The organism is Pseudomonas sp. 2 (assembly GCF_056627435.1).
In genome coordinates, this window is sequence record NZ_JBWXNG010000009.1 from 189,894 (window position 1) to 215,258 (window position 25,365).

Below are 25,365 nucleotides of genomic sequence, written 5' to 3' on the forward strand. Positions count from 1 at the left end.
TCCGGATTAAGAATAATACTTTCAAAGAGCAACCCAAATTTTTATCTTAGGTATTGATGAAGTACGCCGTCACCACCTGACCCGAGCCACCCATGAGCCAAATGAGCTTTTCCACCACCGAATGCGTAGGCAAGCACAAACAATCCCGCCGCGAACGCTTCCTCGCCGAGATGGAGCAGGTCGTGTCTTGGAGCGGTTTACTCAAACTTCCCGAGCCCTTCTATCCAAAGGCCGACGGTGGTCGAAAACCCTATCCGCTGGAAACCATGCTGCGATCCGGCAAGGAAAGAAGCGCTCTATGAAATTACCTTCATGCGTCAGTTTGCACATCTGAGGCTGGAAAAACATCAACTGGCGCCCGCGATCCTGCGGTCATCAATGGCTATTTTCAGGAAAAAAGCCTGTCGCTTCGCTAGGGAACGATCGTTGATGCCACCATTATTCACGCGCCCAGTTCGACCAAGAACGAAGACGACAAGCGCGATCCCAAGACGTATCAGACCAAAAAGGTAACCAACACGACTTCGAGATGAAAACCCGTAACGGTGCCGATGTAGAGTCAGGCCTGATTCACCACGTTCATAGCACTGCGATGAACGTGGCGTATTCCAGATGACTCGCTAATCAGGCTGTATCTGTTTTACGGTCTCGCAAGACGACGTCTGAGAGGTCAAGCGGCCGCCTGCGACAGTTTTAATTCACATGCAATCATTCTAATTCTCTGAATTTATAAAGAATGTAACTGTGGATAACTTATTCCACAGTCACCGACTTCGCTAGGTTGCGCGGCTGGTCCACGTCAGTGCCCTTGAGCACTGCGACGTAATACGACAGCAACTGCAGCGGAATGGTGTACAGGATCGGCGTCAGTGCATCGATGATGTGCGGCATGGCGATGACGTGGGTGCCCTGACCGTTGTTCAGGCCGGCCTGTTCGTCGGCGAAGACGATCAGTTCGCCGCCGCGGGCGCGGACTTCCTGCAGGTTGGATTTGAGTTTTTCCAGCAGCTCGTTGTTGGGCGCGACGGTGACCACTGGCATGTCGCTGTCCACCAGCGCCAGCGGGCCGTGTTTCAGTTCACCGGCCGGGTAGGCTTCGGCGTGGATGTAGGAAATCTCCTTGAGCTTCAGGGCGCCTTCCATTGCCACCGGGAATTGCGCGCCGCGGCCCAGGAACAGGGTGTGGTTCTTCTCGGAGAACAGTTCGGCGACCTTTTCCACGGTGCTGTCCATGGCCAGCGCTTCGCCCAGGCGGGTCGGCAGGCGGCGCAGCTCCTCGACAAGCTCGGCTTCGACACCGTCGGCCAGCGTGCCTTTGACCTGACCCAGCGACAGGGTCAGCAGCATCAGGGCGACCAGTTGAGTGGTGAAAGCCTTGGTAGAGGCGACGCCGATTTCCGGGCCGGCCTGGGTCAGCAGGGTCAGGTCGGATTCGCGCACCAGCGAACTGATGCTGACGTTGCAGATGGCGAGGCTCGCCAGGAAGCCCAGCTCCTTGGCATTGCGCAGCGCGGCCAGAGTGTCGGCGGTTTCTCCGGACTGCGAGATCGAAACGAACAGGGTGTCGGGCTGGACCACGACCTTGCGGTAGCGGAATTCGCTGGCGACTTCGACCTGGCACGGAATGCCCGCCAGGCCTTCGAGCCAGTAACGCGCGACCATGCCGGCGTGGTAGCTGGTACCGCAGGCGACGATCTGTACGTTGCGCACTTTGGCGAACAACTCAGCCGCTTGCGGGCCGAAAGCCTGCACCAGCACCTGCTGCTGGCCGAGGCGGTTTTCCAGGGTGCGCTGCACGACTTTTGGCTGCTCGTGGATTTCCTTGAGCATGAAGTGGCGGAACTCGCCCTTGTCGGCGGCTTCGGCGCCTTCGCGGTACTGCACGGTTTCTCGCTCGACCGGCAGGCCTGCGGCGTTCCAGATCTGCACGCTGTCGCGACGGATTTCGGCGATATCGCCCTCTTCCAGGTAAATGAAACGGTCGGTGACCTGACGCAGCGCCAGTTGGTCGGAGGCCAGGAAGTTCTCGCCCAGGCCCAGGCCCACCACCAGCGGGCTGCCGCTGCGGGCGGCGACCAGGCGGTCCGGCTGACGCGCGCTGATCACGGCCAGGCCGTAGGCGCCATGCAGTTCCTTCACGGTAGCCTTGAGGGCTGCGGTCAGGTCAGGCGTGTCCTGCAGTTTGTGGTGCAGCAGGTGGACGATGACTTCGGTGTCGGTGTCGGAGGTGAACAGGTAGCCCAGGCCCTTCAGGCGCTCGCGCAGCGGCTCGTGGTTTTCGATGATGCCGTTGTGGACAACGGCCAGCTCACCGCTGGAGAAATGCGGGTGGGCGTTGTGCTCAACCGGCGCACCGTGAGTGGCCCAGCGGGTGTGGGCGATGCCCAGACGGCCGGCCAGTGGCTCGCCGGCCAGCGATTGCTCCAGCTCATTGACCTTGCCCACGCGACGACGGCGCTCCAGCACACCGGCGTTGCTGAACAGCGCCACACCGGCACTGTCGTAGCCGCGGTATTCAAGGCGCTTGAGGCCTTCGAGCAGGATGGCAGTGACATTACGTTCAGCGACGGCGCCGACAATTCCACACATGGTCTTCTCCTAGGATACGGCGGCGCAGATCAAGGTGACGCCGCGGGCCTGAATTTGGTCGCGAGCCTCCTGGGGCAGGCGATCATCGGTAATAAGGGTATGGACGCTGCTCCAGGGCAGTTCCAGATTGGGGATCTTGCGCCCGACCTTGTCGGCTTCCACCATCACGATCACTTCACGGGCGACTTCGGCCATGACGCGGCTCAAGCCCAGCAATTCGTTGAAGGTGGTGGTGCCTCGTGTCAGATCGATGCCGTCGGCACCGATGAAAAGCTGATCGAAGTCGTAGGAGCGCAGGACCTGTTCGGCCACCTGCCCCTGAAACGACTCGGAGTGCGGGTCCCAGGTGCCGCCTGTCATCAGCAAGACTGGCTCGTGCTCCAGTTCACCGAGCGCATTGGCGACGCTGAGCGAGTTGGTCATCACCACCAGGCCAGGCTGCAGGCCCAGCTGCGGAATCATCGCGGCGGTGGTGCTGCCACTGTCGATGATGATGCGCGCGTGTTCGCGAATTCGCCCCACCGCTGCACGGGCGATGGCTTGCTTGTACTTGGACACTGGCTGCCCGGGCTCGCCGATCAGCTCCTGCGGCATGGGCACGGCACCGCCGTAGCGACGCAGCAGCAAGCCATTGCTTTCGAGTGCGGCCAGATCCTTTCGAACCGTAACTTCGGAGGTTTCAAAACGCTTGGCCAGGGCGTCGACACTCACTTCGCCCTGCTCGTTCAGCAAGGCAAGGATGTTATGGCGGCGTTGAGGTGTATTTCGTTTCGACATTTCGCTTAAAAGTTTCGTTTCGAAAGATAACGATGCGAATAGAAACCTATCGAAAGATTTTCGTCAAGCAGGAGATTGCGAGAATGTTGCCGAGGGTGGCACAGCGGGGCTGAATCCGGCCTGAACACCGTTGTGGCGTCAGGCCGATTTCACTTGTGGATAACTTACTTCTTGATCTTGACCGGACGCTTCCAGCCATCGATGTTGCGCTGGCGGGCGCGCGCGACAGCCAGTTGCTCGGCCGCAACGTCCTGAGTGACGGTGGAGCCTGCAGCCGTGGTGGCGCCGGTCGAGATATTCACAGGGGCGACCAGCGAGTTGTTGGAGCCGACGAAGACGTCTTCTCCCAGCACGGTCTTGTGCTTGTTGGCGCCATCATAGTTGCAGGTGATGGTGCCCGCGCCGATGTTGCTGCGCGCGCCGATCACCGCATCGCCCAGATAAGCCAGGTGGCCAGCCTTGGCGCCCTCGCCCATGTGCGCATTCTTGAGCTCGACGAAGTTACCCACATGGGCCCGCGCCTCCAGCACGCTGCCCGGACGCAGCCGCGCGAAGGGACCTGCATCGGCGGATTCACCGACGATAGCGCCTTCCAGGTGGCTATTAGCCTTGATGATCGCGCCCTTGCGCAGAGTACTGTCCTTGATCACGCAGTTCGGGCCGATGGAAACGTCGTCCTCGATGACGACCTTGCCTTCGAGAATCACGTTGATGTCGATCAGCACATCGCGACCGACCGTGACCGCTCCCCTGACGTCGAAGCGGGATGGATCACGCAGGGTCACGCCCTGGGCCATCAGGCGGTTGGCCTCGCGCAGCTGATAATGGCGCTCGAGCTCAGCCAGCTGCTTGCGGTCGTTGGCGCCCTGCACTTCCATGGCGTCCAGCGGTTGCGCCGTGGCGACGGTCAGGCCATCGGCGACCGCCATGGCGATGACGTCAGTCAGGTAGTACTCGCCCTGGGCGTTGTTGTTCGACAGGCGCCCCAACCATTCGGCCAGACGCTTGCCCGGCACCGCGAGAATGCCAGTGTTGCCTTCCTTGATGGCTTTCTGGGCGTCGGTGGCGTCCTTGTGCTCGACGATGGCGCTGACGCGGTTCTGTTCATCCCGCACGATGCGGCCGTAACCGGTGGGGTCGTTCAGATTGACTGTCAGCAAGCCCAGTTGCTGATCGTTGACCAGGGTCAGCAGACGGTTGAGCGTCTCGACCTCGATCAGCGGCACATCGCCGTACAGGATCAGCACGGTGTCAGCGCTCAATTCAGGCACCGCCTGGGCAACCGCGTGGCCGGTCCCGAGCTGTTTGTCCTGCAGCACGAAGTTCAGATCCTCTGCCGCGAGCCGCTCACGCACCAGGTCTGCGCCATGACCGATCACCACCTGGATGCTTTGCGGCGAGAGCTGGCGGGCGCTGTGGATAACGTGGCCGAGCATGGAGTTGCCGGCGACCGGATGCAGAACCTTGGGCAAGGCCGAACGCATGCGTGTGCCTTGGCCAGCGGCAAGAATGACGATATCGAGGGACATGAACGGATTCCAGACGAGCGCAGCCAAGGCTGGGCAGATTCAAACGAAGGGGGGCCAATCAAAAGGCCTGAAAAAGAAAAAGGGTAGCCGAGGCTACCCTTTTACTCAATCGCGCATGGAAGTCGCCGGCCTCAGCCGCCGAACTTCTTGCGAATTTGCTGTACGGTACGCAGCTGGGCTGCGGCTTCCGCCAGACGTGCAGCAGCAGATCCGTAGTCGAACTCCGCGCCGCGTTCATGCAGTGCTTTCTCGGCAGCCTTGACGGCTTCCTGAGCAGAGGCTTCGTCCAGGTCAGCAGCGCGTTGCACGGTATCGGCAAGCACTTTGACCATGTTCGGTTGAACCTCAAGGAAACCACCGGAGATGTAGAACACCTCGGCTTCTCCACCCTGCTTGATCAGACGGATCGGGCCCGGCTTCAGATCAGTGATCAGCGGCGCGTGACCTGGAGCAATACCGATATCACCCAGGTTACCGTGTGCAATCACCATCTCGACCAGACCGGAGAAGATCTCTCCTTCCGCGCTGACGATATCGCAATGGACTGTCATAGCCATTTGCTTGCCTCAACCTGATTGGCGCCCGTTGCCGGGCGCCTGGATTACAGTTTCTTGGCTTTCTCGATCGCTTCTTCGATGCCGCCGACCATGTAGAACGCTTGTTCTGGCAGATGGTCGTACTCACCGGCGAGGATGCCTTTGAAGCCAGCAATAGTGTCTTTCAGGGAAACGTATTTACCCGAAGCACCGGTGAAGACTTCAGCCACGAAGAACGGCTGCGACAGGAAGCGCTGGATCTTACGAGCGCGGGATACGAGTTGCTTGTCGGTTTCCGACAGCTCGTCCATACCCAGGATCGCGATGATGTCTTTCAGCTCTTTGTAGCGCTGCAGCACGTACTGAACACCGCGAGCGGTTTCGTAGTGGTCGTTGCCGATCACGTTCGGGTCCAGCTGGCGCGAAGTCGAGTCCAGTGGGTCAACCGCCGGGTAGATACCCAGGGAAGCGATGTCACGGGACAGAACGACGGTGGCGTCCAAGTGGGCGAAGGTGGTCGCTGGCGACGGGTCGGTCAGGTCGTCCGCAGGTACGTAAACGGCCTGGATCGAGGTGATCGAACCTTGCTTGGTCGAAGTGATGCGCTCTTGCAGCACGCCCATCTCTTCAGCCAGGGTCGGCTGGTAACCTACTGCCGAAGGCATACGGCCCAGCAGTGCGGATACTTCGGTACCGGCCAGGGTGTAACGATAGATGTTGTCGACGAACAGCAGAACGTCGTTACCTTCGTCACGGAACTTCTCGGCCATGGTCAGGCCGGTCAGAGCAACGCGCAGACGGTTTCCCGGCGGCTCGTTCATCTGCCCGTATACCAGTGCCACTTTGTCCAGAACGTTGGAGTCCTTCATCTCGTGGTAGAAGTCGTTACCCTCACGAGTACGCTCACCCACACCGGCGAACACGGAATAACCGCTGTGCTCGATGGCGATGTTACGGATCAGTTCCATCATGTTTACGGTCTTGCCGACACCGGCACCACCGAACAGACCGACTTTACCGCCCTTGGCGAACGGGCAGACCAGGTCAATAACCTTGATGCCGGTTTCCAGCAGGTCGTTGCCGCCTGCCTGCTCAGCGAACGAAGGCGCGGCGCGGTGAATGCCCCAGGTCTCGTCGGCTTCGATCGGACCAGCTTCGTCGATCGGGTTGCCCAGAACGTCCATGATGCGGCCCAGGGTGCCCTTGCCGACCGGAACGGAAATGGCGGCGCCGGTATCGGCAACGTCCAGACCGCGTTTCAGGCCTTCGGTGGAACCCATCGCAATGGTACGAACCACGCCGTCGCCCAGCTGCTGCTGAACTTCCAGAGTGGTCTCTGCGCCTTGTACTTTCAGCGCGTTGTAGATGCTCGGTACGCTGTCGCGTGGAAATTCCACGTCGATCACGGCGCCGATGATTTGAACGATACGTCCGCTACTCATTAGCTGGATCCTCTGAATATTTGAACCGTTAAACCGCGGCAGCGCCGCCGACGATTTCCGAGATCTCTTGGGTGATCGCTGCCTGACGCGCCTTGTTGTAGATCAGCTGCAAATCGCTGATCAAATCACCGGCGTTGTCGGTGGCGTTCTTCATTGCGATCATCCGCGCGGCTTGTTCAGCTGCGTTGTTCTCGACCACCGCCTGGTAGACCTGCGACTCCACGTAACGGACCATCAAGCCGTCCAGCAGCTCTTTGGCGTCGGGTTCGTACAGATAGTCCCAGTGGTGCTTGAGTTCTTGATCCTGGGTGGCGACCAACGGAATCAACTGCTCGACCGTTGGCTGCTGAGTCATGGTGTTGATGAACTTGTTGGATACCACGGACAGGCGGTCAATACGGCCCTCCAGGTAGGCATCCAGCATCACCTTGACGCTGCCGATCAAGTCGTTGATCGAAGGCTCTTCGCCCAAGTGGCTGATCGCAGCGACGACGTTACCGCCGAAGTTGCGGAAAAACGCCGCACCTTTGCTGCCAACCACGCACAGATCGATCTCTACGCCGTTTTCACGGTTCTTCGCCATGTCCTTGACCAAAGCCTTGAACAGGTTGGTATTCAAGCCACCGCACAGACCACGGTCACTGCTTACCACGATATAACCGACGCGCTTGACTTCGCGGTCGATCATGAACGGGTGGCGGTATTCCGGGTTAGCGTTGGCAAGATGACCAATCACCTGGCGGATGCGCTCCGCGTAAGGACGGCTAGCAGCCATGCGCATTTGAGCCTTGCGCATTTTGCTGACCGCCACTTTTTCCATGGCGCTGGTGATCTTTTGCGTGCTTTTGATGCTCGCAATCTTGCTGCGAATCTCTTTTGCGCCTGCCATGTAACACCTATCAGGTTAGCAAGCGGGAGCCGTCAGGCTCCCGCTGCGGCTTACCAGGTTTGGGTGGCCTTGAACTTCTCGATACCGGCTTTCAGGCCCGCATCGATTTCGTCATTGAAGTCACCCTTCACGTTGATCTTGGCCATCAAATCGGCGTGATCGCGGTTGAAGTAAGCAATCAGCGCTTGTTCGAAGCTGCCGACTTTGGCGATTTCAACGTCGGTCAGGAACCCACGCTCAGCGGCATACAGCGACAGCGACATGTCGGCGATCGACATTGGCGCGTATTGCTTCTGCTTCATCAGCTCGGTAACGCGCTGACCATGCTCAAGTTGCTTGCGGGTCGCTTCGTCCAGGTCAGAAGCGAACTGGGCGAATGCCGCCAGTTCACGGTACTGAGCCAGAGCGGTACGGATACCACCGGACAGCTTCTTGATGATCTTGGTCTGAGCGGCACCACCTACACGGGATACCGAAACACCGGCGTTCACTGCAGGGCGGATGCCCGAGTTGAACATGGCCGATTCCAGGAAGATCTGACCGTCGGTGATGGAAATCACGTTGGTCGGAACGAACGCGGAAACGTCGCCAGCCTGGGTTTCGATGATCGGCAGTGCAGTCAGGGAACCGGTTTTGCCGGTCACTGCGCCGTTGGTGAACTTCTCTACGTACTCTTCCGAAACGCGGGATGCGCGCTCCAGCAGACGGGAGTGGAGATAGAACACGTCACCTGGGTATGCCTCACGTCCTGGTGGACGACGCAGCAGCAGGGAGATCTGGCGGTAAGCCACAGCCTGCTTGGACAGATCGTCATAAACGATCAGTGCGTCTTCACCGCGGTCGCGGAAGAATTCGCCCATGGTGCAACCGGCGTAAGGCGCCAGGAATTGCAGCGCAGGGGATTCCGAAGCACTGGCAGCCACGATGATGGTGTTGGCCAGTGCGCCGTTTTCTTCCAGCTTGCGAACAACGTTGGCGATGGTCGATTGCTTCTGACCAACAGCTACGTAGACGCAGAAGATGCCGCTGTCTTTCTGGTTGATGATCGCGTCGATCGCCAGAGCGGTCTTGCCGATCTGACGGTCACCGATGATCAGCTCGCGCTGGCCACGGCCGACCGGGATCATGGCGTCAACAGCCTTGTAGCCAGTCTGTACAGGCTGGTCTACCGACTTACGCCAGATCACGCCTGGAGCAACTTTCTCGACCGCGTCGGTCTCGGTGTTGTTCAGCGGACCTTTGCCGTCGACAGGGTTACCCAGTGCGTCGACTACGCGACCCAGCAGTTCCTTACCAACAGGAACTTCCAGGATGCGGCCAGTGCACTTGGCGCTCATGCCTTCAGCCAGAGTGGTGTAAGCGCCCAGTACCACAGCACCCACGGAGTCTTGCTCCAGGTTGAGTGCCATGCCGTAGACGCCGCCCGGGAACTCGATCATTTCGCCGTACATAGCGTCGGCCAGACCGTGAATCCGCACGATACCGTCAGACACGCTGACGACAGTGCCTTCGTTGCGGGCTTGGGAGGCTACATCGAGTTTCTCGATGCGGCCCTTGATGATTTCACTAATTTCGGAAGGATTGAGTTGCTGCATTGCTCTGCTGCCCCTTCAAACTCAAGATTTCAATGCTTCGGCTAGTTGCGCGAGTTTCCCGCGAACTGAGCCATCGATAACCAGGTCGCCGGCGCGGATGATGACACCACCTATCAGGGCAGCATCCTCCGCAGCGTGCAGGCGCACTTCCCGGCCGAGCCGTGCACTGAGAACCTTGGCGAGTTTGTCTTGCTGTTCTTGGTTCAATGCAAAAGCACTGGTGACATCCACATCTACCGACTTTTCCTGTTCGGTCTTGTACAGATCGAACAGTGCGGAGATCTCCGGCAACAGCTGGAGACGGTCGTTTTCAGCAACGACGTGGATGAAATTCTGTGCCTTGGCATCGAACTTGTCGCCGCACACTTCAATGAAAGTGGCGGCCTTGTCTGCGCTCGTCAGTCGCGGGGCCTTGAGCAGGCGCTGCATGGTGTCGTCTTGCGACACAGCAGCAGCCAGGCCGAGCATGGCTGACCAATTGGCCAGTTGCTGGTGGGCCTGGGCATGCTCGAAGGCTGCCTTAGCGTAAGGTCGGGCCAACGTGGTCAGTTCTGCCATGATCGCCCTCGCTTAAATTTCTGCAGCCAGTTTGTTAACCAGCTCCGCGTGCGCGTTTTGATCGATTGTGGCACCCAGGATCTTCTCGGCACCGTTGACGGCCAGGCTACCCAGTTGGGCGCGCAGTGCGTCTTTGACACCGTTCAGTTCCTGCTCGATCTCGGCCTGAGCCTGAGCCTTGATGCGGTCAGCATCGACACGAGCCTGTTCACGGGCTTCATCGACGATCTGGTTACCGCGTTTCTTGGCCTGCTCAATGATTTCAGCTGCCTGAGCTTTCGCTTCGCGCAGTTGCTGACCCGCTTTGTCTTGGGCCAGCTCCAGGTCGCGAGCTGCTCGGGTGGCAGCGTCCAGTCCATCCGCGATCTTCTTCTGACGTTCGTGCAAAGCCGCGATGACCGGAGGCCACACGAACTTCATGCAGAACAGCACAAAAATGAAGAACGCAACGGACTGGCCAATCAGGGTTGCATTAATGTTCACGCCAACACCTCGCTCGTTCGTTGTCCATCACACCAATCAACTCGAAAAATCGAGCGATTAGCCAGCGAGCTGACCAACGAAGGGGTTCGCAAAGGTGAAGAACAGAGCGATACCAACGCCGATCATGGTTACGGCGTCGAGCAGACCAGCCACGATGAACATTTTGACTTGCAGCATTGGAACCATTTCTGGCTGACGCGCTGCGCCTTCCAGGAACTTACCGCCCAGCAGGCCGAAACCGATTGCAGTACCCAGAGCGCCCAGGCCGATCAGCAGTGCAACAGCGATAGCAGTTAGACCAACTACAGTTTCCATCTTTCCTCCCGACTTTTACGTCGTATTGGTTAGGTTTTCTTAGATTAAAGCGGTAAAGCAAAATCGTTTCTTACATCAGCCCTCGCGGGCGCCCCCTCACCTGAGTGAGGGGATCATCAGACTCGCGGGCGAGTCTTAATGGTTATCTTCGTGAGCCATCGACAGGTAGACGATGGTCAGCATCATGAAGATGAACGCTTGCAGGGTGATGATCAGGATGTGGAATACAGCCCACGCCCATTGCAGGACCACGCCCAGACCGCTGAGCCAGAGCAGGCCGCTGCCGAACATGACCGCGATCAGGATGAACACCAGCTCGCCGGCGTACATGTTGCCGAACAGACGCAGTGCCAGAGAGATCGGTTTGGCGACCAGCGTCACGAATTCAAGCAGGAAGTTGACAGGAATCAACAGCGCCTGGACCGCAACGTTCTTGCTGCTGAACGGATGCAGGGTCAGCTCGCCGATGAAACCGCCGATGCCCTTGATCTTGATGCTGTAGAAAATGATCAGCGCGAAGACCGACAGCGCCATGCCCAGCGTGGCGTTCGGGTCGGTGGTCGACACGGCGCGGAACGGGATGTGGTGGTCACCGGTGATCATGACAGCCAGTTGAGGAATCCAGTCGACCGGGATCAGGTCGATGGCGTTCATCAGGAAGACCCAGGCGAAAATGGTCAGCGCCAGCGGAGCGATCACGGCGCTGCGGCCATGGAAGCTGTCTTTCACGCTGCCGTCGACGAACTCGACCAGCACTTCAACGAAGTTCTGCAGGGCGCCTGGCTGGCCGGAGGTCGCTTTCTTGGCGGCCATGCGGAAGAACAGGACGAAAATCAGGCCCAGTGCGACCGACCAGCCCAGAGTGTCCAGGTGGAAAGCCCAAAAGCCCATTTCCTTTGCTTCGGCTGCGGAATGCGCGAAGCCCCAAGTGCCGTCAGGCAAATGACCGAAGGTCAAGTTCTGCAAGTGGTGCTGGATATAGCCCGAAGCTGTTTGCTCTGCCATGGTGCCCTCAAACGCCCTAAGGTCTCAAAAGTCTTGTTTTCATGAGCAGGGGTGCGAACCAGCTGACCAACTGGGTCAGCATGAACACGCCGAAAACCGCCAGTGGAGCCAGCGGTTTCACGCCTGCAAAGGTCAGTGCAAACAGCACTGCCGTAAAAATCAGTTTGCCCGCCTCGCCGGCGTAGAACGACCGAACGATGGCTTGCGCGGCCCTGGCACCGGAAAACCGGAACGCCTTATGGGCAAAGTACAAATTGGGCAGCCAAGCTATCAGGCCTCCGCAAAGTCCTGAATATCCAGCTACGACTCCATGCCACTGCCAAAGCGTCACCGCGGCCAGCAGCAGCACAATCAATTGGGCCAGCAATACCGGGAAAACAGCCAGGCGATGGAATGGCAAGCGGTTTGGCGTGCGTGTCTCCATCACATGGGCTCCTCTTATGCCAGCCGCCAAAATCAATAACTTGGCATAATTTGTGCCGACAAAATGCGCGCAGAGTATAGGGGCGGTTCAGCCCCTATTCAACTGCCGGGTAGTGATTTCCGACTACACGCTACTTATGTTTTGTTTCAGCGAATGTGAGCGAGAACGCCCTGCAACTCGTCGAGCGAGTTATAACGGATCACCAACTGGCCTTTACCCTTCTGGCCATGGCGGATCTGCACGGCAGAGCCCAGCCGCTCGGCCAGACGCTGTTCGAGACGAGTGATATCCGGATCGGCTTTTGCCGGTGCCGCAGGCTCCTGTTTACCACTCAACCACTGGCGTACGAGTGCCTCGGTCTGGCGCACGGTGAGACCGCGTGCGACAACATGTCGCGCCCCGTCGACCTGCCGTTCTTCCGGCAAGCCGAGCAATGCACGGGCGTGGCCCATTTCCAGGTCGCCATGGGACAGCATGGTCTTGATCACATCAGGCAGCGAGATCAGGCGCATCAGGTTGGCCACGCTCACGCGCGACTTGCCCACCGCTTCGGCCACCTGTTGTTGCGTCAGCTGGAATTCCTGCTGCAGACGCTGCAGGGCGATGGCTTCCTCGATCGGGTTGAGGTCCTCGCGCTGGATGTTCTCGATCAGCGCCATGGCGATGGCCGCTTCATCCGGCACGTCGCGCACCATCGCCGGGATGGTTTCGCTGCCGGCCTGCTGGCTGGCACGCCAGCGGCGTTCACCGGCGATGATTTCAAAGCGGTTGTCGGCGATCGGGCGGACCACGATCGGCTGCATCACGCCTTGGGCCTTGATCGAGTTGGCCAGTTCTTCCAGCGCCTGCGGGTCCATGTCCCGACGCGGCTGGTATTTGCCGCGCTGAATCAGGTCCAGCGGGATGTGTTGCAGTTCGCGCTGGTCGGCCTGAACGGCCTGTTCTTCCAGTGCGGCGACGGTGGGACTGCTCAGCAGTGCGTCCAGCCCACGTCCAAGTCCACGTTTCTTGACGGCCATGGGGGTTCCTTAAGAGGGCTGGGCAGCGGCGCGGGAAGCGCGACGCTGGCGGCGGACCATTTCACCGGCCAGCGCGAGGTACGCCAGGGCGCCCCGCGATGACTTGTCGTAGGCCAGCGCCGGCATGCCGAAGCTCGGCGCTTCGGCCAGGCGGATGTTGCGCGGGATCACGGTGTCGTACAGCTGGTCACCAAAGTGTTCCTTGAGCTGCGCCGATACATCGTTGATCAGGCTCAGGCGCGGATCGTACATGGTGCGCAGCAGGCCTTCGATTTTCAGCTCGGGGTTGAGCAGCTCGCCGATGCGCTTGATGTTATCCACAAGGTCACTCAAACCTTCCAGCGCGTAGTACTCGCACTGCATGGGGATAATCACGCCATCGGCGGCGACCAAAGCGTTGAGTGTCAACATCGACAGCGACGGCGGGCAATCGATGAGGATGTAATCGTAGTTTTCCCGGATCGGCGCCAGGGCGGTGCGCAGGCGCGCCTCTTTCATCTGCATTTCCAGCAGATTGACTTCGGCGGCGGTCAGGTCGCGGTTGGCCGGCAGCAGTTGATAACCGCCGTGCTCGGAAAAGTGCATGGCCTGATTCAGGTCGCATTCGCCGATCAACAGATCGTAGACCGAATGCTCCAGGCCATGTTTATCCACACCGCTACCCATGGTGGCGTTGCCCTGTGGATCGAGATCGATCAACAACACCCGACGCTTGGTAGCGACCAGCGACGCTGCGAGGTTGATGCAAGTGGTGGTTTTACCCACACCACCCTTTTGGTTCGCTATCGCGAATACCTTAGCCATTCTTGCGTGTGTTCCCTGTCATGCCGTGCGGCGCAGTATCAGCAGATGCCGTTGACCTTGGCAACCGGGTACGGCCAAGGCTTGCGCGCTTTCCAGATTGAAATCTGCGGGCAATGCTACCAGTTCATCGGCAGGATGCAGACCTTTCATTGCCAGCCAGCGTGTATTGGTATCGCCCATGTGGCGCGTCCACTGGGTGAAGTCTTCCAGACTGCTGAATGCGCGGGAAATGATTCCGGTGAACGGTTGCTCGGGTTGATACGCTTCTGCACGGCTGTGGATAACATTCAGGTTATCGAGCTTGAGCTCGAGTTTGACCTGGGTCAGGAAGCGGGTTTTCTTGCCATTGCTGTCCAGCAGCGTGACTTGCATGTCCGGGAACATGATCGCCAGCGGAATGCCAGGCATGCCGCCGCCGCTGCCGACGTCCAGCTGCCGCTCGCCGTCGATGAACGGTACGACGCTCAGGCTGTCGAGCAGGTGCCGCGAAACCATTTCGTCCGGATCGCGCACGGCGGTCAGGTTGTAGGCCTTGTTCCATTTGATCAGCAAGGCGAGGTAGCCCAGCAACTGGCTGTGCTGGGTTTCACTCAACTCGACGCCCAGTTCGCGGGCGCCCAAGGTCAGTTCTTCTGCGTGCTGCGGGGTGACCATAGAACTCAAGCGCTTTGCTCCAACTGACGGCCCGCGCCGCGTTTTTTCAAGTGAATCATCAACAGGGAAATCGCCGCCGGGGTAACGCCCGGGATCCGCGACGCCTGGCCGAGGGTCTCGGGACGAGTTATCCCCAGCTTGCCCTGGATTTCCTTCGACAGGCCGGAAATCGTGGTGTAGTCGATGTCTTCCGGCAGCCGGGTGTTCTCGCTGGCGCGCAGGCGAGCGATTTCGTCCTGCTGGCGATCAATGTAGCCGGCGTACTTGGTCTTGATCTCAACCTGCTCGGCGACCTGTGGATCGATTTCGTTCTCACCGGTCAGCGCGACCAGCCCGGCGTAGTCGATTTCCGGGCGGCTCAGCAGGTTGAGCAGGTTGTACTCGTGGGTCAGCGGCGTACCGAAATGAGCGGCAACGGCATCGCCCTGCTCGGTGCCCGGACGAATCCAGGTGGATTTCAGGCGCTGCTCTTCGCGTTCGATGCCTTCGCGCTTGGCGCAGAAGGCCGCCCAACGCGCGTCATCGACCAAACCCAGTTCGCGACCTTTTTCGGTCAGGCGCAGGTCGGCGTTGTCTTCGCGCAGAATCAGGCGGTACTCGGCACGGGATGTGAACATCCGGTACGGCTCTTGAGTGCCCAGGGTAATCAAGTCATCCACAAGCACACCGATGTACGCCTCATCGCGGCGCGGGCACCAGCTTTCCTTGCCCTGCGCACGCAGTGCCGCGTTGGCACCGGCGAGCAGGCCTTGCGCACCGGCTTCTTCGTAACCGGTGGTGCCGTTGATCTGCCCGGCGAAGAACAGGCCGGCAATGACTTTGGTTTCCAGGCTGTACTTCAGATCCCGCGGATCGAAGTAGTCGTACTCAATGGCATAACCCGGCCGCACGATGTGGGCATTTTCCATACCGTGAATCGAACGCACGATCTGCAACTGCACGTCAAACGGCAGCGAGGTCGAGATGCCGTTCGGGTAAAGCTCGTGAGTGGTCAGCCCTTCCGGCTCGATGAACACCTGATGGCTGGCCTTGTCGGCGAAGCGATGAATCTTGTCTTCGATCGACGGGCAATAGCGCGGGCCGACGCCTTCGATCTCGCCGGCAGCCGAATACATCGGCGAGCGATCAAGGTTCGCGGCGATGATTTCGTGGGTGCGGGCGTTGGTGTGGGTAATCCAGCAGCTGACCTGACGCGGGTGCTGCGCCTTGTTGCCCATGAACGACATCACCGGAATCGGCGTGTCGCCCGGTTGTTCGGTCATCACCGAGAAATCCACAGAGCGGCCATCGATACGCGGCGGCGTACCGGTTTTCAGACGACCGACGCGCAGCGGCAGTTCACGCAGGCGGCGAGCCAGGGCAATGGACGGCGGATCACCGGCGCGGCCACCCGAGTAGTTCTGCAGACCGATGTGGATAAGTCCGCCCAGGAAGGTCCCGGTGGTCAGTACCACGGAGTCGGCCATGAAACGCAGGCCCATCTGAGTCACCACGCCGCGCACCTGATCCTGCTCGACGATCAGGTCATCGCAGGCCTGCTGGAATATCCACAGGTTCGGCTGGTTTTCAATGATTTCGCGAATGGCGGCCTTATACAGAATGCGGTCCGCCTGGGCACGAGTCGCGCGTACCGCCGGGCCTTTGCGGCCATTCAATACGCGAAATTGAATACCACCCAGGTCAGTTGCGGTTGCCATTGCACCGCCCAGCGCATCGATCTCTTTGACCAAATGGCTTTTGCCAATGCCACCAATGGCCGGGTTGCAGCTCATCTGCCCGAGGGTTTCCACGTTATGCGTAAGCAGCAGGGTTTTTGCACCCATGCGCGCAGACGCCAGTGCTGCCTCGGTACCGGCATGACCGCCGCCGATGACGATCACTTCAAAACGGGAAGGGAAATCCACCACGCACCTCGTGCCTGTTTTTTCGGGGGAATAGGAAATTGGCGGCAAGTATAGGGACTTCGCCCCCCTTAAAGGAACCTTTTGCGCAAAATTTAACCAGCTGTGGATGAATGGCGGTCAATAGAAATTAAAAAGGAAAGAAATTTATAAAAGCTTTGTTTTTATTTTTATGTATATAGAGCACCCTTTCTGTGGATAGATTGCTACAGCCCATATTTTCCAAGGTGTACAGATTTTATAAAGGCTGTGGTCATCTGTGGATGAGCCCCTTGGATAAGCCGTTTAAGCCTGTGGATTAAGTGATCGGTTGTCCACAAGGGCGTTTATCCTCAAGCGGATAGCCCACTTATCAACTGAGTTGAATCGAGGTTATGCACAGCGCTTATCCGTAGGGATTTGCAGCAACCTAAAGCCCGGGCACGCGCGAGCGCATCTGGCGATCGAGCCGCAGATGGCGAGAAAAGAGGTTCAGGAGGGAATCAGGCAGGTCGCGACTGTCCCCGCCTGTGGAAAAGCTTGAAACGTGTTACTTGCCGATGCAGAAGCTGGAGAAAATGCGCCCCAACAAATCGTCGGAGCTGAATGCGCCGGTGATTTCGCCCAGATACTGCTGGGCCAGGCGCAAGTCTTCGGCCAACAGCTCGCCAGCCCCCGCCAGCGTCAGTTGGGTACGGCCGTGTTCGAGCGAGGCGCTGGCGCGTTGCAGAGCTTCCAGGTGACGACGACGGGCGCTGAAGCTGCTTTCTGCCGTCTGTTGATAACCCATGCAGGCCTTTAGGTGTTCACGCAGCAGCTCCAGCCCTTCCCCACCGGCCTTGGCGCTGAGGTTGATGGTGACGTGGCCATCAGCACTGACCTCAAGCCCCACAGTGTCGCCACTCAAGTCGGCCTTGTTGCGGATGAGCGTGACATGCGCAGGATCCGGACGCTGATCCAGGAACTCTGGCCACAGCGCGAATGGATCAGCAGCTTCCGGAGCGGTCGCATCGACCACCAGCAGCACCCGGTCAGCCTCGTTGATCGCCTTGAGGGCACGCTCCACGCCAATCTTTTCCACATGGTCATCGGTGTCACGCAGGCCCGCAGTGTCCACAACATGCAGCGGCATGCCGTCGATGTGGATATGTTCGCGCAGCACGTCGCGAGTGGTGCCGGCGATCTCGGTGACGATCGCCGCTTCGCGACCGGCCAGGGCATTGAGCAGGCTCGACTTGCCCGCGTTCGGCCGGCCGGCGATCACCACCGTCATGCCATCGCGCAGCAACGCGCCCTGATTGGCTTCGCGTACCACTGTGGATAATTGCTCGCGAACGGCATCGAGCATGCTCAGCACGTGGCCATCGGCAAGGAAGTCGATTTCTTCTTCCGGGAAATCGATAGCGGCCTCGACGTAGATCCGCAGGCTGATCAGTTTCTCGGTGAGGCTGTGAACTCTTTGCGAGAAGGCCCCCTGCAAAGATCGCAAGGCATTGCGCGCCGCCTGCGCGGAGCTGGCTTCGATCAGGTCGGCGATGGCCTCGGCTTGGGCCAGATCGAGTTTGTCATTCAGGAACGCCCGTTCGCTGAACTCACCCGGGCGCGCCAGCCGGGCACCGAGTTGTACACAGCGTTGCAGGAGCATGTCGAGCACGACGGGGCCGCCGTGGCCCTGCAGCTCCAGGACATCTTCACCGGTGAAAGAGTTGGGCCCCGGGAAATACAGCGCAATACCTTCGTCGATCACCAGTGCGTCGTGATCCTGAAACGGGCCGTAATGGGCATGACGCGGTTGCGGCTGCTTGCCGATGATCGCCTGTGCACAAGCGCCCGCCAACGGACCCGAGACACGCACAATACCGACGCCACCCCGGCCCTGGGCCGTGGCGATGGCTGCGATGGTTTCACGAGGGACATTCATGGTCCGGCTCCTGACTGACTGACAGATAGCAAAACGCCCCACTAGGGGGCGTTCTGTTTTTACTTATTCACAGGGTAGATCAGGCCGCGGCGTTCTTGGCTTTCGCCTCGATGCTGCGGGTGATGTACCACTGTTGTGCGATGGACAGGGTGTTGTTCACAACCCAGTACAGCACCAGACCGGCCGGGAACCACAGGAAGAAGAAGGTGAAGATGATCGGCATCAGCTTCATGACCTTCGCCTGCATCGGATCCGGCGGCGCAGGGTTCAGACGCTGCTGGATGAACATGGTCGCGCCCATGATGATCGGCAGGATGAAGAACGGATCCTTGATCGACAGGTCGGTTATCCACAGCAGCCAAGGTGCCTGGCGCATCTCAACGCTTTCCAGCAATACCCAGTACAGCGACAGGAACACCGGCATTTGCACCAGAATCGGCAAGCATCCGCCCAGCGGGTTGATCTTCTCTTTCTTGTACAGCTCCATCATCGACTGGGACAGTTTCTGACGGTCGTCGCCGTGTTGTTCTTTCAGCGCGGCCAAGCGAGGAGCAACGGCGCGCATGCGGGCCATCGACTTGTAGCTGGCGGCCGACAGCGGGAAGAACAGACCCTTGATCAGCATGGTCAGGAAGATGATCGACCAGCCCCAGTTGCCGACGATGCTGTGGATATGTTGCAGCAGCCAGAAGATCGGCTGGGCAATGAACCACAGAATGCCGTAGTCGACGGTCAGTTCCAGGCCTGGGGACAACTCTTTGAGCACAGCCTGGCTTTTCGGACCGGCGTACAGTGTCGCGGTCGTTTCAGCCTTGGCACCCGGCGCAACGGTCAACGCAGGACCGGTGAAGCCGATGATGTAGTTGCCGGCGCTGTCCTTGCGAGTGGTCACAGTGTTGCTGTCACTCTTCGCAGGAATCCACGCGGTCACGAAGTAGTGCTGCAGCCAGGCCACCCAGCCACCCTGAACGGTGTCTTTGACCGAAGCCTTGTCGATATCTTTCATCGAAACCTTTTTGTAAGGCTCCGAAGGTGTCCACATGGCCGCACCCAGATAGGTGGCGGTACCGGTGGCGGTGGTCGACGAAGGATCGGAGCTCGCATCGCGCTTGAGCTGGGCGAACAGGTTACCGTTCCACGCCTGGGCACTCTGGTTGTCAATCAGGTAGGTGACGGTCAGGTCATACAGCCCGCGCTTGAAGGAAAAACGCTTGATGTAGTTGACGCCGGCGTCGCTGAATTTCAGGTCGACGACCAGGTCGTTCTGGCCGTCAGCCAGTTGATAACTTTTCTGCGTGGCGACATAGACAGGACGGCCACCGGCACGTGCGTCCGGACCGTTGATGCCGGTCAGGCCGCTCTGGGCCAGGAAAATACGCTCGCCACCGTTATCGAACAGCTGGAACGGAATTTCCGGATGGTCCTGACGACGTGGATAAAGCGGCAGGCGCAGCTGCACCACGTCACCACCTACCGGGTCGATTTCCAGGTTCAATACGTCGGTTTTCACCTGAATCAGGTCTTTGCTGGCAACTACCGGGGTTTCGGCAGGCGCTGCAACTTCACCTGTTGCACTCGGTACGTCCGCGTTGGCGGCGGCATTACCTTGCGGGGTGTCAGGAAGAGCGGAGGTATTGGTGCTGGCAGCAACATTCTGAGTCGGCAAGGCAGCCTGACCGTAGTCCTGGTTCCATTTCAGGACACCGACATAGGTCACGATTGCCAGGGCGACGATCAGGATTGTGCGTTTGATATCCATGATTACTCGGCCATCGAAGAGGAACGGGAGGTGGGAGCTGGTGGAACCGGGTCGAAACCACCGGGATTCCACGGATGGCAGCGACCTAAACGACGCAAGGTCAGCCAGCCGCCGCGTACCAGGCCATGAGTTTCAATGGCTTCGTACGCATAGCAGGAGCAACTGGGGTAGAAACGACAGTGATTGGCCATCAGAGGACTAATGGCGTAGCGGTAAAACTGGATCGGAACGAGCGCCAGTTTACGCATCTGGACTGTCTACCCCCGCAGTTTCGGTCTTGGTTTCTGTGGTCGGTCGGCTACGCGCCAGACGTTTCCAGAGCTTGCCGAAATGCTGAATCAATTCGGGGTTTTCAATATCACCCAAGCCTTTACGCGCGACGACGACGATATCCCAACCAATCAGGTTGTCCTGATTGTTGCGAAATGATTCGCGCATCAAGCGTTTCAGGCGATTGCGTTCAACGGAGAGCTTGACGCTCTTCTTCCCGATCACCAGGCCCAATCGACCGTGATCAAGACCGTTTTCACGCACAAGGAGCAGGAGATTCTTCCCCGGAATCTTGCCGGTTGGGGAGTCAAAGACTGCCTTGAAATGCCGGGGTGTCAGCAGACGTTTTTCCCGACTGAAGTCTCGACTCACCACCTGTGCCGGTCAATCAAACTGCCAGACGCTTACGGCCTTTGGCGCGACGACGCGACAGGACTGCACGGCCGTTTTTGGTAGCCATGCGAGCACGGAAACCGTGGGTGCGGGCGCGCTTGATGGTGCTCGGTTGGAAAGTACGTTTCATGGTGTGTTACCTGGTTCGTCCACAACGGGCCGGAATGACCCCGTTTTAAGAGAGCGGGGATTCTAGAGAAAGCAGGCCCGCAGGTCAATTTCCAACCAGCGTTTCTCGCATTTACTTCTTATATGGGTACAGGAAGGGTTCGCGGCCCTGGTTCGGACACTCAGCCTGGCAAAACATAAAAATAGAGAAGGAAAGTATTTAAAGCTTTTCTGTAAAGCTTATAAGAGCTAGGGTGGACAGGTTCTGTGGATAAGTCGATATAGCCCTTGTAAATCGCTCTGTACAGAGAATCACAACTCTGTCCAAAAGCGGTGTCGGAGCTGTGTCGCCCCGGAGGAAAAGCTGTGAGCGGAAAGCCGGTTTATCCACAGGCTGGTTATCCACAAATTTGCGACCCGAGTTATGCAACGAGGTCATTGAGGGTTATCCACAGACCTCATGGACATGCCATTGGTCGGTTTTCAACCCTATAAGATGTTGATTTTGAGGTGCCTTCGAGCCACCTACATGTGGATAAGTCTGTTGTGGGTGGTTACAATGGGCGCTTGTTTTCGCCTCACCGGCTTTCGAAACGTAGGGGATATCCGTGTCAGTGGAACTTTGGCAGCAGTGCGTGGAGCTTTTGCGCGATGAGCTGCCTGCCCAGCAATTCAACACCTGGATCCGTCCGCTACAGGTCGAAGCCGAAGGCGACGAATTGCGCGTCTACGCGCCCAACCGGTTCGTCCTCGACTGGGTAAACGAGAAGTACCTCGGCCGCCTGCTCGAGCTGCTTGGCGAACACGGTCAGGGCGTGGCACCTGCCCTTTCCTTATTAATAGGAAGCAAACGCAGCTCCGCCCCGCGTGCCGCACCGAATGCTCCGCTGGCAGCTGCTGCTGCTGCCTCGCAGGCGGCGCAGAATGCTGCCGCTGCCCAGTCGAGCAATGGCGCGACGCCGCCTGCCCCTGCCGCAGAACCGATGTCTGCCCCGGCGCCGATGGTGCAGGAGTCGCTGGATGTCGACGATGAACCGTCCCGGGCGAGTTTCGATCCGATGGCGGGCGCCGCTTCGTCACAGGCCCCGGCACGTACCGAACAACGCAGCGTCCAGGTAGAAGGTGCGCTCAAGCACACCAGTTACCTGAACCGGACCTTCACCTTCGAAAATTTCGTCGAGGGTAAATCCAACCAGCTGGCCCGCGCGGCGGCCTGGCAGGTGGCGGACAACCCCAAGCACGGCTACAACCCGTTGTTCCTTTATGGCGGTGTCGGTCTGGGTAAAACCCACTTGATGCATGCTGTGGGTAACCATCTGCTCAAGAAGAATCCGAACGCCAAGGTTGTGTACCTGCATTCGGAGCGCTTCGTCGCGGACATGGTCAAGGCGCTGCAGCTCAATGCCATCAACGAATTCAAACGCTTCTACCGCTCGGTCGACGCGCTGCTGATTGACGACATTCAGTTCTTCGCCCGCAAAGAGCGTTCGCAGGAAGAGTTTTTCCACACCTTCAACGCCCTGCTCGAAGGCGGACAGCAGGTCATTCTCACCAGTGACCGTTATCCGAAAGAGATCGAGGGCCTCGAGGAACGTCTCAAGTCGCGCTTCGGCTGGGGCCTGACCGTTGCGGTCGAGCCACCGGAGCTGGAAACCCGCGTCGCCATTCTGATGAAGAAGGCTGACCAGGCGAAGGTCGAGCTGCCGCACGATGCGGCGTTCTTCATCGCCCAACGCATTCGCTCCAACGTCCGTGAACTCGAAGGTGCGCTCAAGCGCGTCATCGCGCATTCGCACTTCATGGGCCGGGACATCACCATCGAGCTGATCCGCGAATCCCTCAAGGACCTGCTGGCGCTGCAAGACAAGCTGGTCAGTGTGGATAACATTCAGCGCACCGTCGCCGAGTACTACAAGATCAAGATCTCCGACCTTCTGTCGAAACGTCGGTCCAGATCGGTGGCTCGCCCGCGCCAGGTCGCGATGGCGTTGTCCAAGGAATTGACCAACCACAGTCTGCCAGAAATCGGCGACGTGTTTGGCGGCCGCGATCACACCACGGTGCTGCACGCCTGCCGCAAGATCAACGAGCTTAAAGAATCCGATGCGGACATCCGCGAGGACTACAAGAACCTGCTGCGTACTCTGACTACGTGATGCCGACGCAGCTTATCAAGGCAAGGGACTAGACCATGCATTTCACCATTCAACGCGAAGCCCTGTTGAAACCCCTGCAACTGGTCGCCGGCGTTGTCGAACGCCGCCAGACCTTGCCGGTTCTGTCGAACGTATTGCTGGTTGTCGAAGGCCAGCAGCTGTCGCTGACCGGTACCGACCTCGAGGTCGAACTGGTCGGGCGTGTCCAGCTGGAAGAGCCTGCCGAACCCGGCGAGATCACTGTGCCTGCGCGCAAGCTGATGGACATCTGCAAAAGCCTGCCCAACGACGCCTTGATCGATATCAAGGTCGACGAGCAGAAGCTGGTGGTCAAGGCCGGTCGCAGCCGTTTTACCTTGTCGACCCTGCCGGCCAACGACTTCCCGACCGTGGAAGAAGGCCCTGGTTCGCTGACCTTCAACCTGGTGCAAAGCAAACTGCGTCGTCTGATCGAGCGCACCAGCTTCGCCATGGCTCAGCAGGATGTGCGCTACTACCTCAACGGCATGCTGATCGAGGTTCAATCCGGCGTGCTGCGTGCGGTCGCGACCGATGGCCATCGTCTGGCGATGTGCTCCATGGCCGCCGAAATCGAGCAGGCCGATCGTCACCAGGTCATCGTTCCACGCAAGGGTATCCTTGAGCTGGCACGCTTGCTGACCGAGCAGGATGGGCTGGTCAGCATCGTTCTGGGTCAACACCACATTCGTGCGACCACCGGTGAATTCACCTTTACCTCCAAGCTGGTCGACGGCAAGTTCCCGGATTACGAGCGCGTTCTGCCCAAGGGCGGCGACAAACTGGTGGTCGGTGATCGCCAGGCGCTGCGCGAAGCGTTCAGCCGTACCGCGATTCTGTCCAACGAAAAGTACCGCGGCATTCGTCTGCAACTGGCCAGCGGCCAATTGAAGATCCAGGCCAACAACCCTGAACAGGAAGAGGCAGAAGAAGAAATCGGCGTTGATTATAACGGCGGCACGCTGGAGATCGGCTTCAACGTCAGCTACCTGCTCGACGTGCTGGGCGTCATGACCACTGAACAGGTGCGCCTGATTCTGTCGGACTCCAACAGCAGTGCGCTGGTGCAGGAATCCGGCAACGATGACTCGGCTTACGTCGTCATGCCGATGCGTCTGTAATCAGCAGAACCTAGATGTCTCTCAGTCGCGTCTCGGTCACCGGGGTGCGCAATCTGCACCCGGTGACCTTCTCCCCCTCTCCTCGCATCAATATTCTTTATGGCGCCAACGGCAGTGGCAAAACCAGTGTGCTGGAAGCCATACATCTGCTTGGTCTCGCCCGCTCATTTCGCAGCACCCGCCTGCAACCTGTCATTCAGTACGAGCAACCTGCCTGTACGGTTTTCGGTCAGGTCGAACTGGCCGAGGGTGGCCACAGCAACCTGGGAATTTCCCGCGATCGGCAAGGCGAATTCCAGGTGCGCATCGACGGCCAGAATGCGAAAAGCACCGCTCAGCTCGCTGAAACCTTGCCGCTTCAGCTGATCAACCCGGACAGTTTTCGCCTGTTGGAAGGTGCTCCCAAGATCAGAAGGCAATTTCTGGATTGGGGAGTGTTCCACGTGGAACCTCGATTCATGGCCACTTGGCAGCGTCTGCAGAAGGCGCTGAGGCAGCGAAACTCGTGGCTTCGGCATGGTACACTTGACGCCGCTTCGCAGGCGGCCTGGGACCGTGAACTGTGCCTGGCCAGCGATGAAATCGACGAATATCGTCGCGCGTACATCAAGGCACTGAAACCTGTCTTCGAACAAACGCTGAGCGAGTTGGTGCAGCTCGAGGGGCTGACGCTCAGTTACTACCGCGGCTGGGACAAGGAAAAGGATTTGAGCAGTGTGCTCGTCTCTTCCCTTCATCGTGACCAACAGATCGGTCACACCCAGGCCGGACCGCAACGCGCAGACCTCAGACTTCGACTCGGCGGCCATAACGCTGCCGACATTCTGTCTCGCGGCCAACAGAAGTTGGTGGTCTGTGCCTTGCGCATTGCTCAAGGACATCTGGTCAGCAAGGTACGTCGCGGCCAATGTATTTATCTCGTCGATGACTTGCCATCGGAGCTCGACGAAAACCACCGCAGCGCGCTATGTCGCCTGCTGGAAGAATTACGCTGCCAGGTTTTTATCACCTGTGTAGATCATGAATTGTTGAGGGAAGGCTGGCAGACGGAAACGCCAGTTGCGTTGTTCCACGTGGAACAAGGCAGTATCACCCAGACCCACGACCATCGGGAGTGAAT

Annotated in this window: 24 protein-coding genes and 1 pseudogene; 4 read left to right on the forward strand and 21 right to left on the reverse strand. The window is 58.9% G+C overall.

Annotated features, from left to right (window positions below; genetic code table 11):
• Positions 1-92: 92 nt before the first annotated feature.
• Positions 93-604: pseudogene (locus AC1MEK_RS16920) on the forward strand (transposase); the annotation flags it as partial.
• A gap of 149 nt (positions 605-753) precedes the next feature.
• Here the strand turns inward: AC1MEK_RS16920 and glmS are convergent.
• The 21 genes from glmS to rpmH all read right to left on the reverse strand — a co-directional run bounded on the left by glmS (position 754) and on the right by rpmH (position 20,972).
• Positions 754-2,589 (reverse strand): glutamine--fructose-6-phosphate transaminase (isomerizing), encoded by a 1,836-nt coding sequence (gene glmS / locus AC1MEK_RS16925; protein ID WP_480397430.1) that lies wholly within the window; start codon positions 2,587-2,589, stop codon positions 754-756.
• A 9-nt stretch (positions 2,590-2,598) separates the two neighbouring features.
• Entirely contained in the window at positions 2,599-3,366 is a 768-nt protein-coding gene (locus AC1MEK_RS16930) for a DeoR/GlpR family DNA-binding transcription regulator (protein ID WP_480397431.1), read from the reverse strand.
• Positions 3,367-3,530: 164 nt separating this feature from the next.
• Positions 3,531-4,895 (reverse strand): bifunctional UDP-N-acetylglucosamine diphosphorylase/glucosamine-1-phosphate N-acetyltransferase GlmU, encoded by a 1,365-nt coding sequence (glmU, locus tag AC1MEK_RS16935; protein ID WP_480397432.1) that lies wholly within the window; start codon positions 4,893-4,895, stop codon positions 3,531-3,533.
• 131 nt (positions 4,896-5,026) lie between these two features.
• On the reverse strand, positions 5,027-5,452 hold the full coding sequence (locus AC1MEK_RS16940; protein WP_274132100.1) for a F0F1 ATP synthase subunit epsilon: 426 nt from the start codon (positions 5,450-5,452) through the stop codon (positions 5,027-5,029).
• A gap of 44 nt (positions 5,453-5,496) precedes the next feature.
• Positions 5,497-6,873 carry a F0F1 ATP synthase subunit beta gene (gene atpD / locus AC1MEK_RS16945; RefSeq protein WP_480397433.1) on the reverse strand — a complete coding sequence of 459 codons (1,377 nt, stop codon included), beginning with the start codon at positions 6,871-6,873 and terminating at the stop codon, positions 5,497-5,499.
• 28 nt (positions 6,874-6,901) lie between these two features.
• Positions 6,902-7,762 (reverse strand): F0F1 ATP synthase subunit gamma, encoded by an 861-nt coding sequence (gene atpG / locus AC1MEK_RS16950; protein WP_110951681.1) that lies wholly within the window; start codon positions 7,760-7,762, stop codon positions 6,902-6,904.
• Positions 7,763-7,812: 50 nt separating this feature from the next.
• Positions 7,813-9,357 carry a F0F1 ATP synthase subunit alpha gene (atpA, locus tag AC1MEK_RS16955; protein WP_480397434.1) on the reverse strand — a complete coding sequence of 515 codons (1,545 nt, stop codon included), beginning with the start codon at positions 9,355-9,357 and terminating at the stop codon, positions 7,813-7,815.
• A gap of 21 nt (positions 9,358-9,378) precedes the next feature.
• The gene (locus AC1MEK_RS16960; RefSeq protein ID WP_480397435.1) at positions 9,379-9,915 is read right to left on the reverse strand and encodes a F0F1 ATP synthase subunit delta; all 537 of its coding nucleotides are present in this window, start codon (positions 9,913-9,915) and stop codon (positions 9,379-9,381) included.
• A gap of 12 nt (positions 9,916-9,927) precedes the next feature.
• Positions 9,928-10,398, reverse strand: coding sequence for a F0F1 ATP synthase subunit B (locus tag AC1MEK_RS16965; RefSeq protein WP_166593942.1), 471 nt, complete (start codon positions 10,396-10,398; stop codon positions 9,928-9,930).
• Between the two features lie 57 nt (positions 10,399-10,455).
• Positions 10,456-10,713, reverse strand: coding sequence for a F0F1 ATP synthase subunit C (gene atpE, locus AC1MEK_RS16970; RefSeq protein WP_002555987.1), 258 nt, complete (start codon positions 10,711-10,713; stop codon positions 10,456-10,458).
• A gap of 135 nt (positions 10,714-10,848) precedes the next feature.
• A complete protein-coding gene (gene atpB / locus AC1MEK_RS16975) occupies positions 10,849-11,718 on the reverse strand; it encodes a F0F1 ATP synthase subunit A (RefSeq protein ID WP_480397436.1) in 870 nt (289 codons plus the stop codon).
• Between the two features lie 16 nt (positions 11,719-11,734).
• Entirely contained in the window at positions 11,735-12,142 is a 408-nt protein-coding gene (locus tag AC1MEK_RS16980) for a F0F1 ATP synthase subunit I (RefSeq protein ID WP_480397437.1), read from the reverse strand.
• A gap of 146 nt (positions 12,143-12,288) precedes the next feature.
• Positions 12,289-13,161, reverse strand: a complete 873-nt coding sequence (locus AC1MEK_RS16985; protein ID WP_480397438.1) for a ParB/RepB/Spo0J family partition protein — start codon at positions 13,159-13,161, stop codon at positions 12,289-12,291.
• 9 nt (positions 13,162-13,170) lie between these two features.
• Positions 13,171-13,965, reverse strand: a complete 795-nt coding sequence (locus AC1MEK_RS16990; RefSeq protein WP_480397439.1) for a ParA family protein — start codon at positions 13,963-13,965, stop codon at positions 13,171-13,173.
• Positions 13,966-13,983: 18 nt separating this feature from the next.
• Positions 13,984-14,628, reverse strand: a complete 645-nt coding sequence (gene rsmG, locus AC1MEK_RS16995; RefSeq protein WP_480397440.1) for a 16S rRNA (guanine(527)-N(7))-methyltransferase RsmG — start codon at positions 14,626-14,628, stop codon at positions 13,984-13,986.
• Positions 14,625-16,523 (reverse strand): tRNA uridine-5-carboxymethylaminomethyl(34) synthesis enzyme MnmG, encoded by a 1,899-nt coding sequence (mnmG, locus tag AC1MEK_RS17000; RefSeq protein ID WP_480397441.1) that lies wholly within the window; start codon positions 16,521-16,523, stop codon positions 14,625-14,627. Before mnmG ends, rsmG begins: the two co-directional genes overlap by 4 nt.
• A 526-nt stretch (positions 16,524-17,049) precedes the next feature.
• Positions 17,050-18,420, reverse strand: a complete 1,371-nt coding sequence (gene mnmE / locus AC1MEK_RS17005) for a tRNA uridine-5-carboxymethylaminomethyl(34) synthesis GTPase MnmE (RefSeq protein ID WP_480397442.1) — start codon at positions 18,418-18,420, stop codon at positions 17,050-17,052.
• Between the two features lie 79 nt (positions 18,421-18,499).
• Positions 18,500-20,179, reverse strand: a complete 1,680-nt coding sequence (yidC, locus tag AC1MEK_RS17010) for a membrane protein insertase YidC (protein ID WP_480397443.1) — start codon at positions 20,177-20,179, stop codon at positions 18,500-18,502.
• A 2-nt stretch (positions 20,180-20,181) separates the two neighbouring features.
• Positions 20,182-20,427 carry a membrane protein insertion efficiency factor YidD gene (gene yidD, locus AC1MEK_RS17015; RefSeq protein ID WP_480397444.1) on the reverse strand — a complete coding sequence of 82 codons (246 nt, stop codon included), beginning with the start codon at positions 20,425-20,427 and terminating at the stop codon, positions 20,182-20,184.
• Positions 20,420-20,824 (reverse strand): ribonuclease P protein component, encoded by a 405-nt coding sequence (rnpA, locus tag AC1MEK_RS17020; protein ID WP_480397445.1) that lies wholly within the window; start codon positions 20,822-20,824, stop codon positions 20,420-20,422. Before rnpA ends, yidD begins: the two co-directional genes overlap by 8 nt.
• 13 nt (positions 20,825-20,837) lie before the next feature.
• A complete protein-coding gene (gene rpmH / locus AC1MEK_RS17025) occupies positions 20,838-20,972 on the reverse strand; it encodes a 50S ribosomal protein L34 (protein WP_002551315.1) in 135 nt (44 codons plus the stop codon).
• Positions 20,973-21,558: 586 nt separating this feature from the next.
• Here rpmH and dnaA point away from each other — a divergent pair.
• Genes dnaA through recF form a run of 3 tightly spaced genes read left to right on the forward strand, consistent with a single transcriptional unit; the run spans position 21,559 to position 25,363 of the window.
• Positions 21,559-23,106, forward strand: a complete 1,548-nt coding sequence (dnaA, locus tag AC1MEK_RS17030; protein WP_480397446.1) for a chromosomal replication initiator protein DnaA — start codon at positions 21,559-21,561, stop codon at positions 23,104-23,106.
• Positions 23,107-23,141: 35 nt separating this feature from the next.
• Positions 23,142-24,245, forward strand: coding sequence for a DNA polymerase III subunit beta (dnaN, locus tag AC1MEK_RS17035; protein ID WP_480397447.1), 1,104 nt, complete (start codon positions 23,142-23,144; stop codon positions 24,243-24,245).
• 14 nt (positions 24,246-24,259) lie between these two features.
• Complete coding sequence (recF, locus tag AC1MEK_RS17040) at positions 24,260-25,363, forward strand: DNA replication/repair protein RecF (RefSeq protein WP_480397448.1); 1,104 nt, start codon at positions 24,260-24,262, stop codon at positions 25,361-25,363.
• The last annotated feature ends 2 nt before the right edge of the window (positions 25,364-25,365 follow it).

Bases quoted from the DNA above. Each gene is read 5' to 3' on its own strand.
- atpB (WP_480397436.1), bottom strand. From the start codon at position 11,718: ATGGCAGAGCAAACAGCTTCGGGCTATATCCAGCACCACTTGCAGAAC.
- yidC (WP_480397443.1), bottom strand. From the start codon at position 20,179: ATGGATATCAAACGCACAATCCTGATCGTCGCCCTGGCAATCGTGACC.
- recF (WP_480397448.1), top strand. From the start codon at position 24,260: ATGTCTCTCAGTCGCGTCTCGGTCACCGGGGTGCGCAATCTGCACCCG.
- AC1MEK_RS16985 (WP_480397438.1), bottom strand. From the start codon at position 13,161: ATGGCCGTCAAGAAACGTGGACTTGGACGTGGGCTGGACGCACTGCTG.
- atpE (WP_002555987.1), bottom strand. From the start codon at position 10,713: ATGGAAACTGTAGTTGGTCTAACTGCTATCGCTGTTGCACTGCTGATC.
- AC1MEK_RS16980 (WP_480397437.1), bottom strand. From the start codon at position 12,142: ATGGAGACACGCACGCCAAACCGCTTGCCATTCCATCGCCTGGCTGTT.
- AC1MEK_RS16930 (WP_480397431.1), bottom strand. From the start codon at position 3,366: ATGTCGAAACGAAATACACCTCAACGCCGCCATAACATCCTTGCCTTG.
- atpG (WP_110951681.1), bottom strand. From the start codon at position 7,762: ATGGCAGGCGCAAAAGAGATTCGCAGCAAGATTGCGAGCATCAAAAGC.
- glmU (WP_480397432.1), bottom strand. From the start codon at position 4,895: ATGTCCCTCGATATCGTCATTCTTGCCGCTGGCCAAGGCACACGCATG.
- rpmH (WP_002551315.1), bottom strand. From the start codon at position 20,972: ATGAAACGTACTTTCCAACCGAGCACCATCAAGCGCGCCCGCACCCAC.
- dnaN (WP_480397447.1), top strand. From the start codon at position 23,142: ATGCATTTCACCATTCAACGCGAAGCCCTGTTGAAACCCCTGCAACTG.
- AC1MEK_RS16960 (WP_480397435.1), bottom strand. From the start codon at position 9,915: ATGGCAGAACTGACCACGTTGGCCCGACCTTACGCTAAGGCAGCCTTC.
- glmS (WP_480397430.1), bottom strand. From the start codon at position 2,589: ATGTGTGGAATTGTCGGCGCCGTCGCTGAACGTAATGTCACTGCCATC.
- atpD (WP_480397433.1), bottom strand. From the start codon at position 6,873: ATGAGTAGCGGACGTATCGTTCAAATCATCGGCGCCGTGATCGACGTG.
- AC1MEK_RS16990 (WP_480397439.1), bottom strand. From the start codon at position 13,965: ATGGCTAAGGTATTCGCGATAGCGAACCAAAAGGGTGGTGTGGGTAAA.
- mnmE (WP_480397442.1), bottom strand. From the start codon at position 18,420: ATGAATGTCCCTCGTGAAACCATCGCAGCCATCGCCACGGCCCAGGGC.
- yidD (WP_480397444.1), bottom strand. From the start codon at position 20,427: ATGCGTAAACTGGCGCTCGTTCCGATCCAGTTTTACCGCTACGCCATT.
- atpA (WP_480397434.1), bottom strand. From the start codon at position 9,357: ATGCAGCAACTCAATCCTTCCGAAATTAGTGAAATCATCAAGGGCCGC.
- AC1MEK_RS16940 (WP_274132100.1), bottom strand. From the start codon at position 5,452: ATGGCTATGACAGTCCATTGCGATATCGTCAGCGCGGAAGGAGAGATC.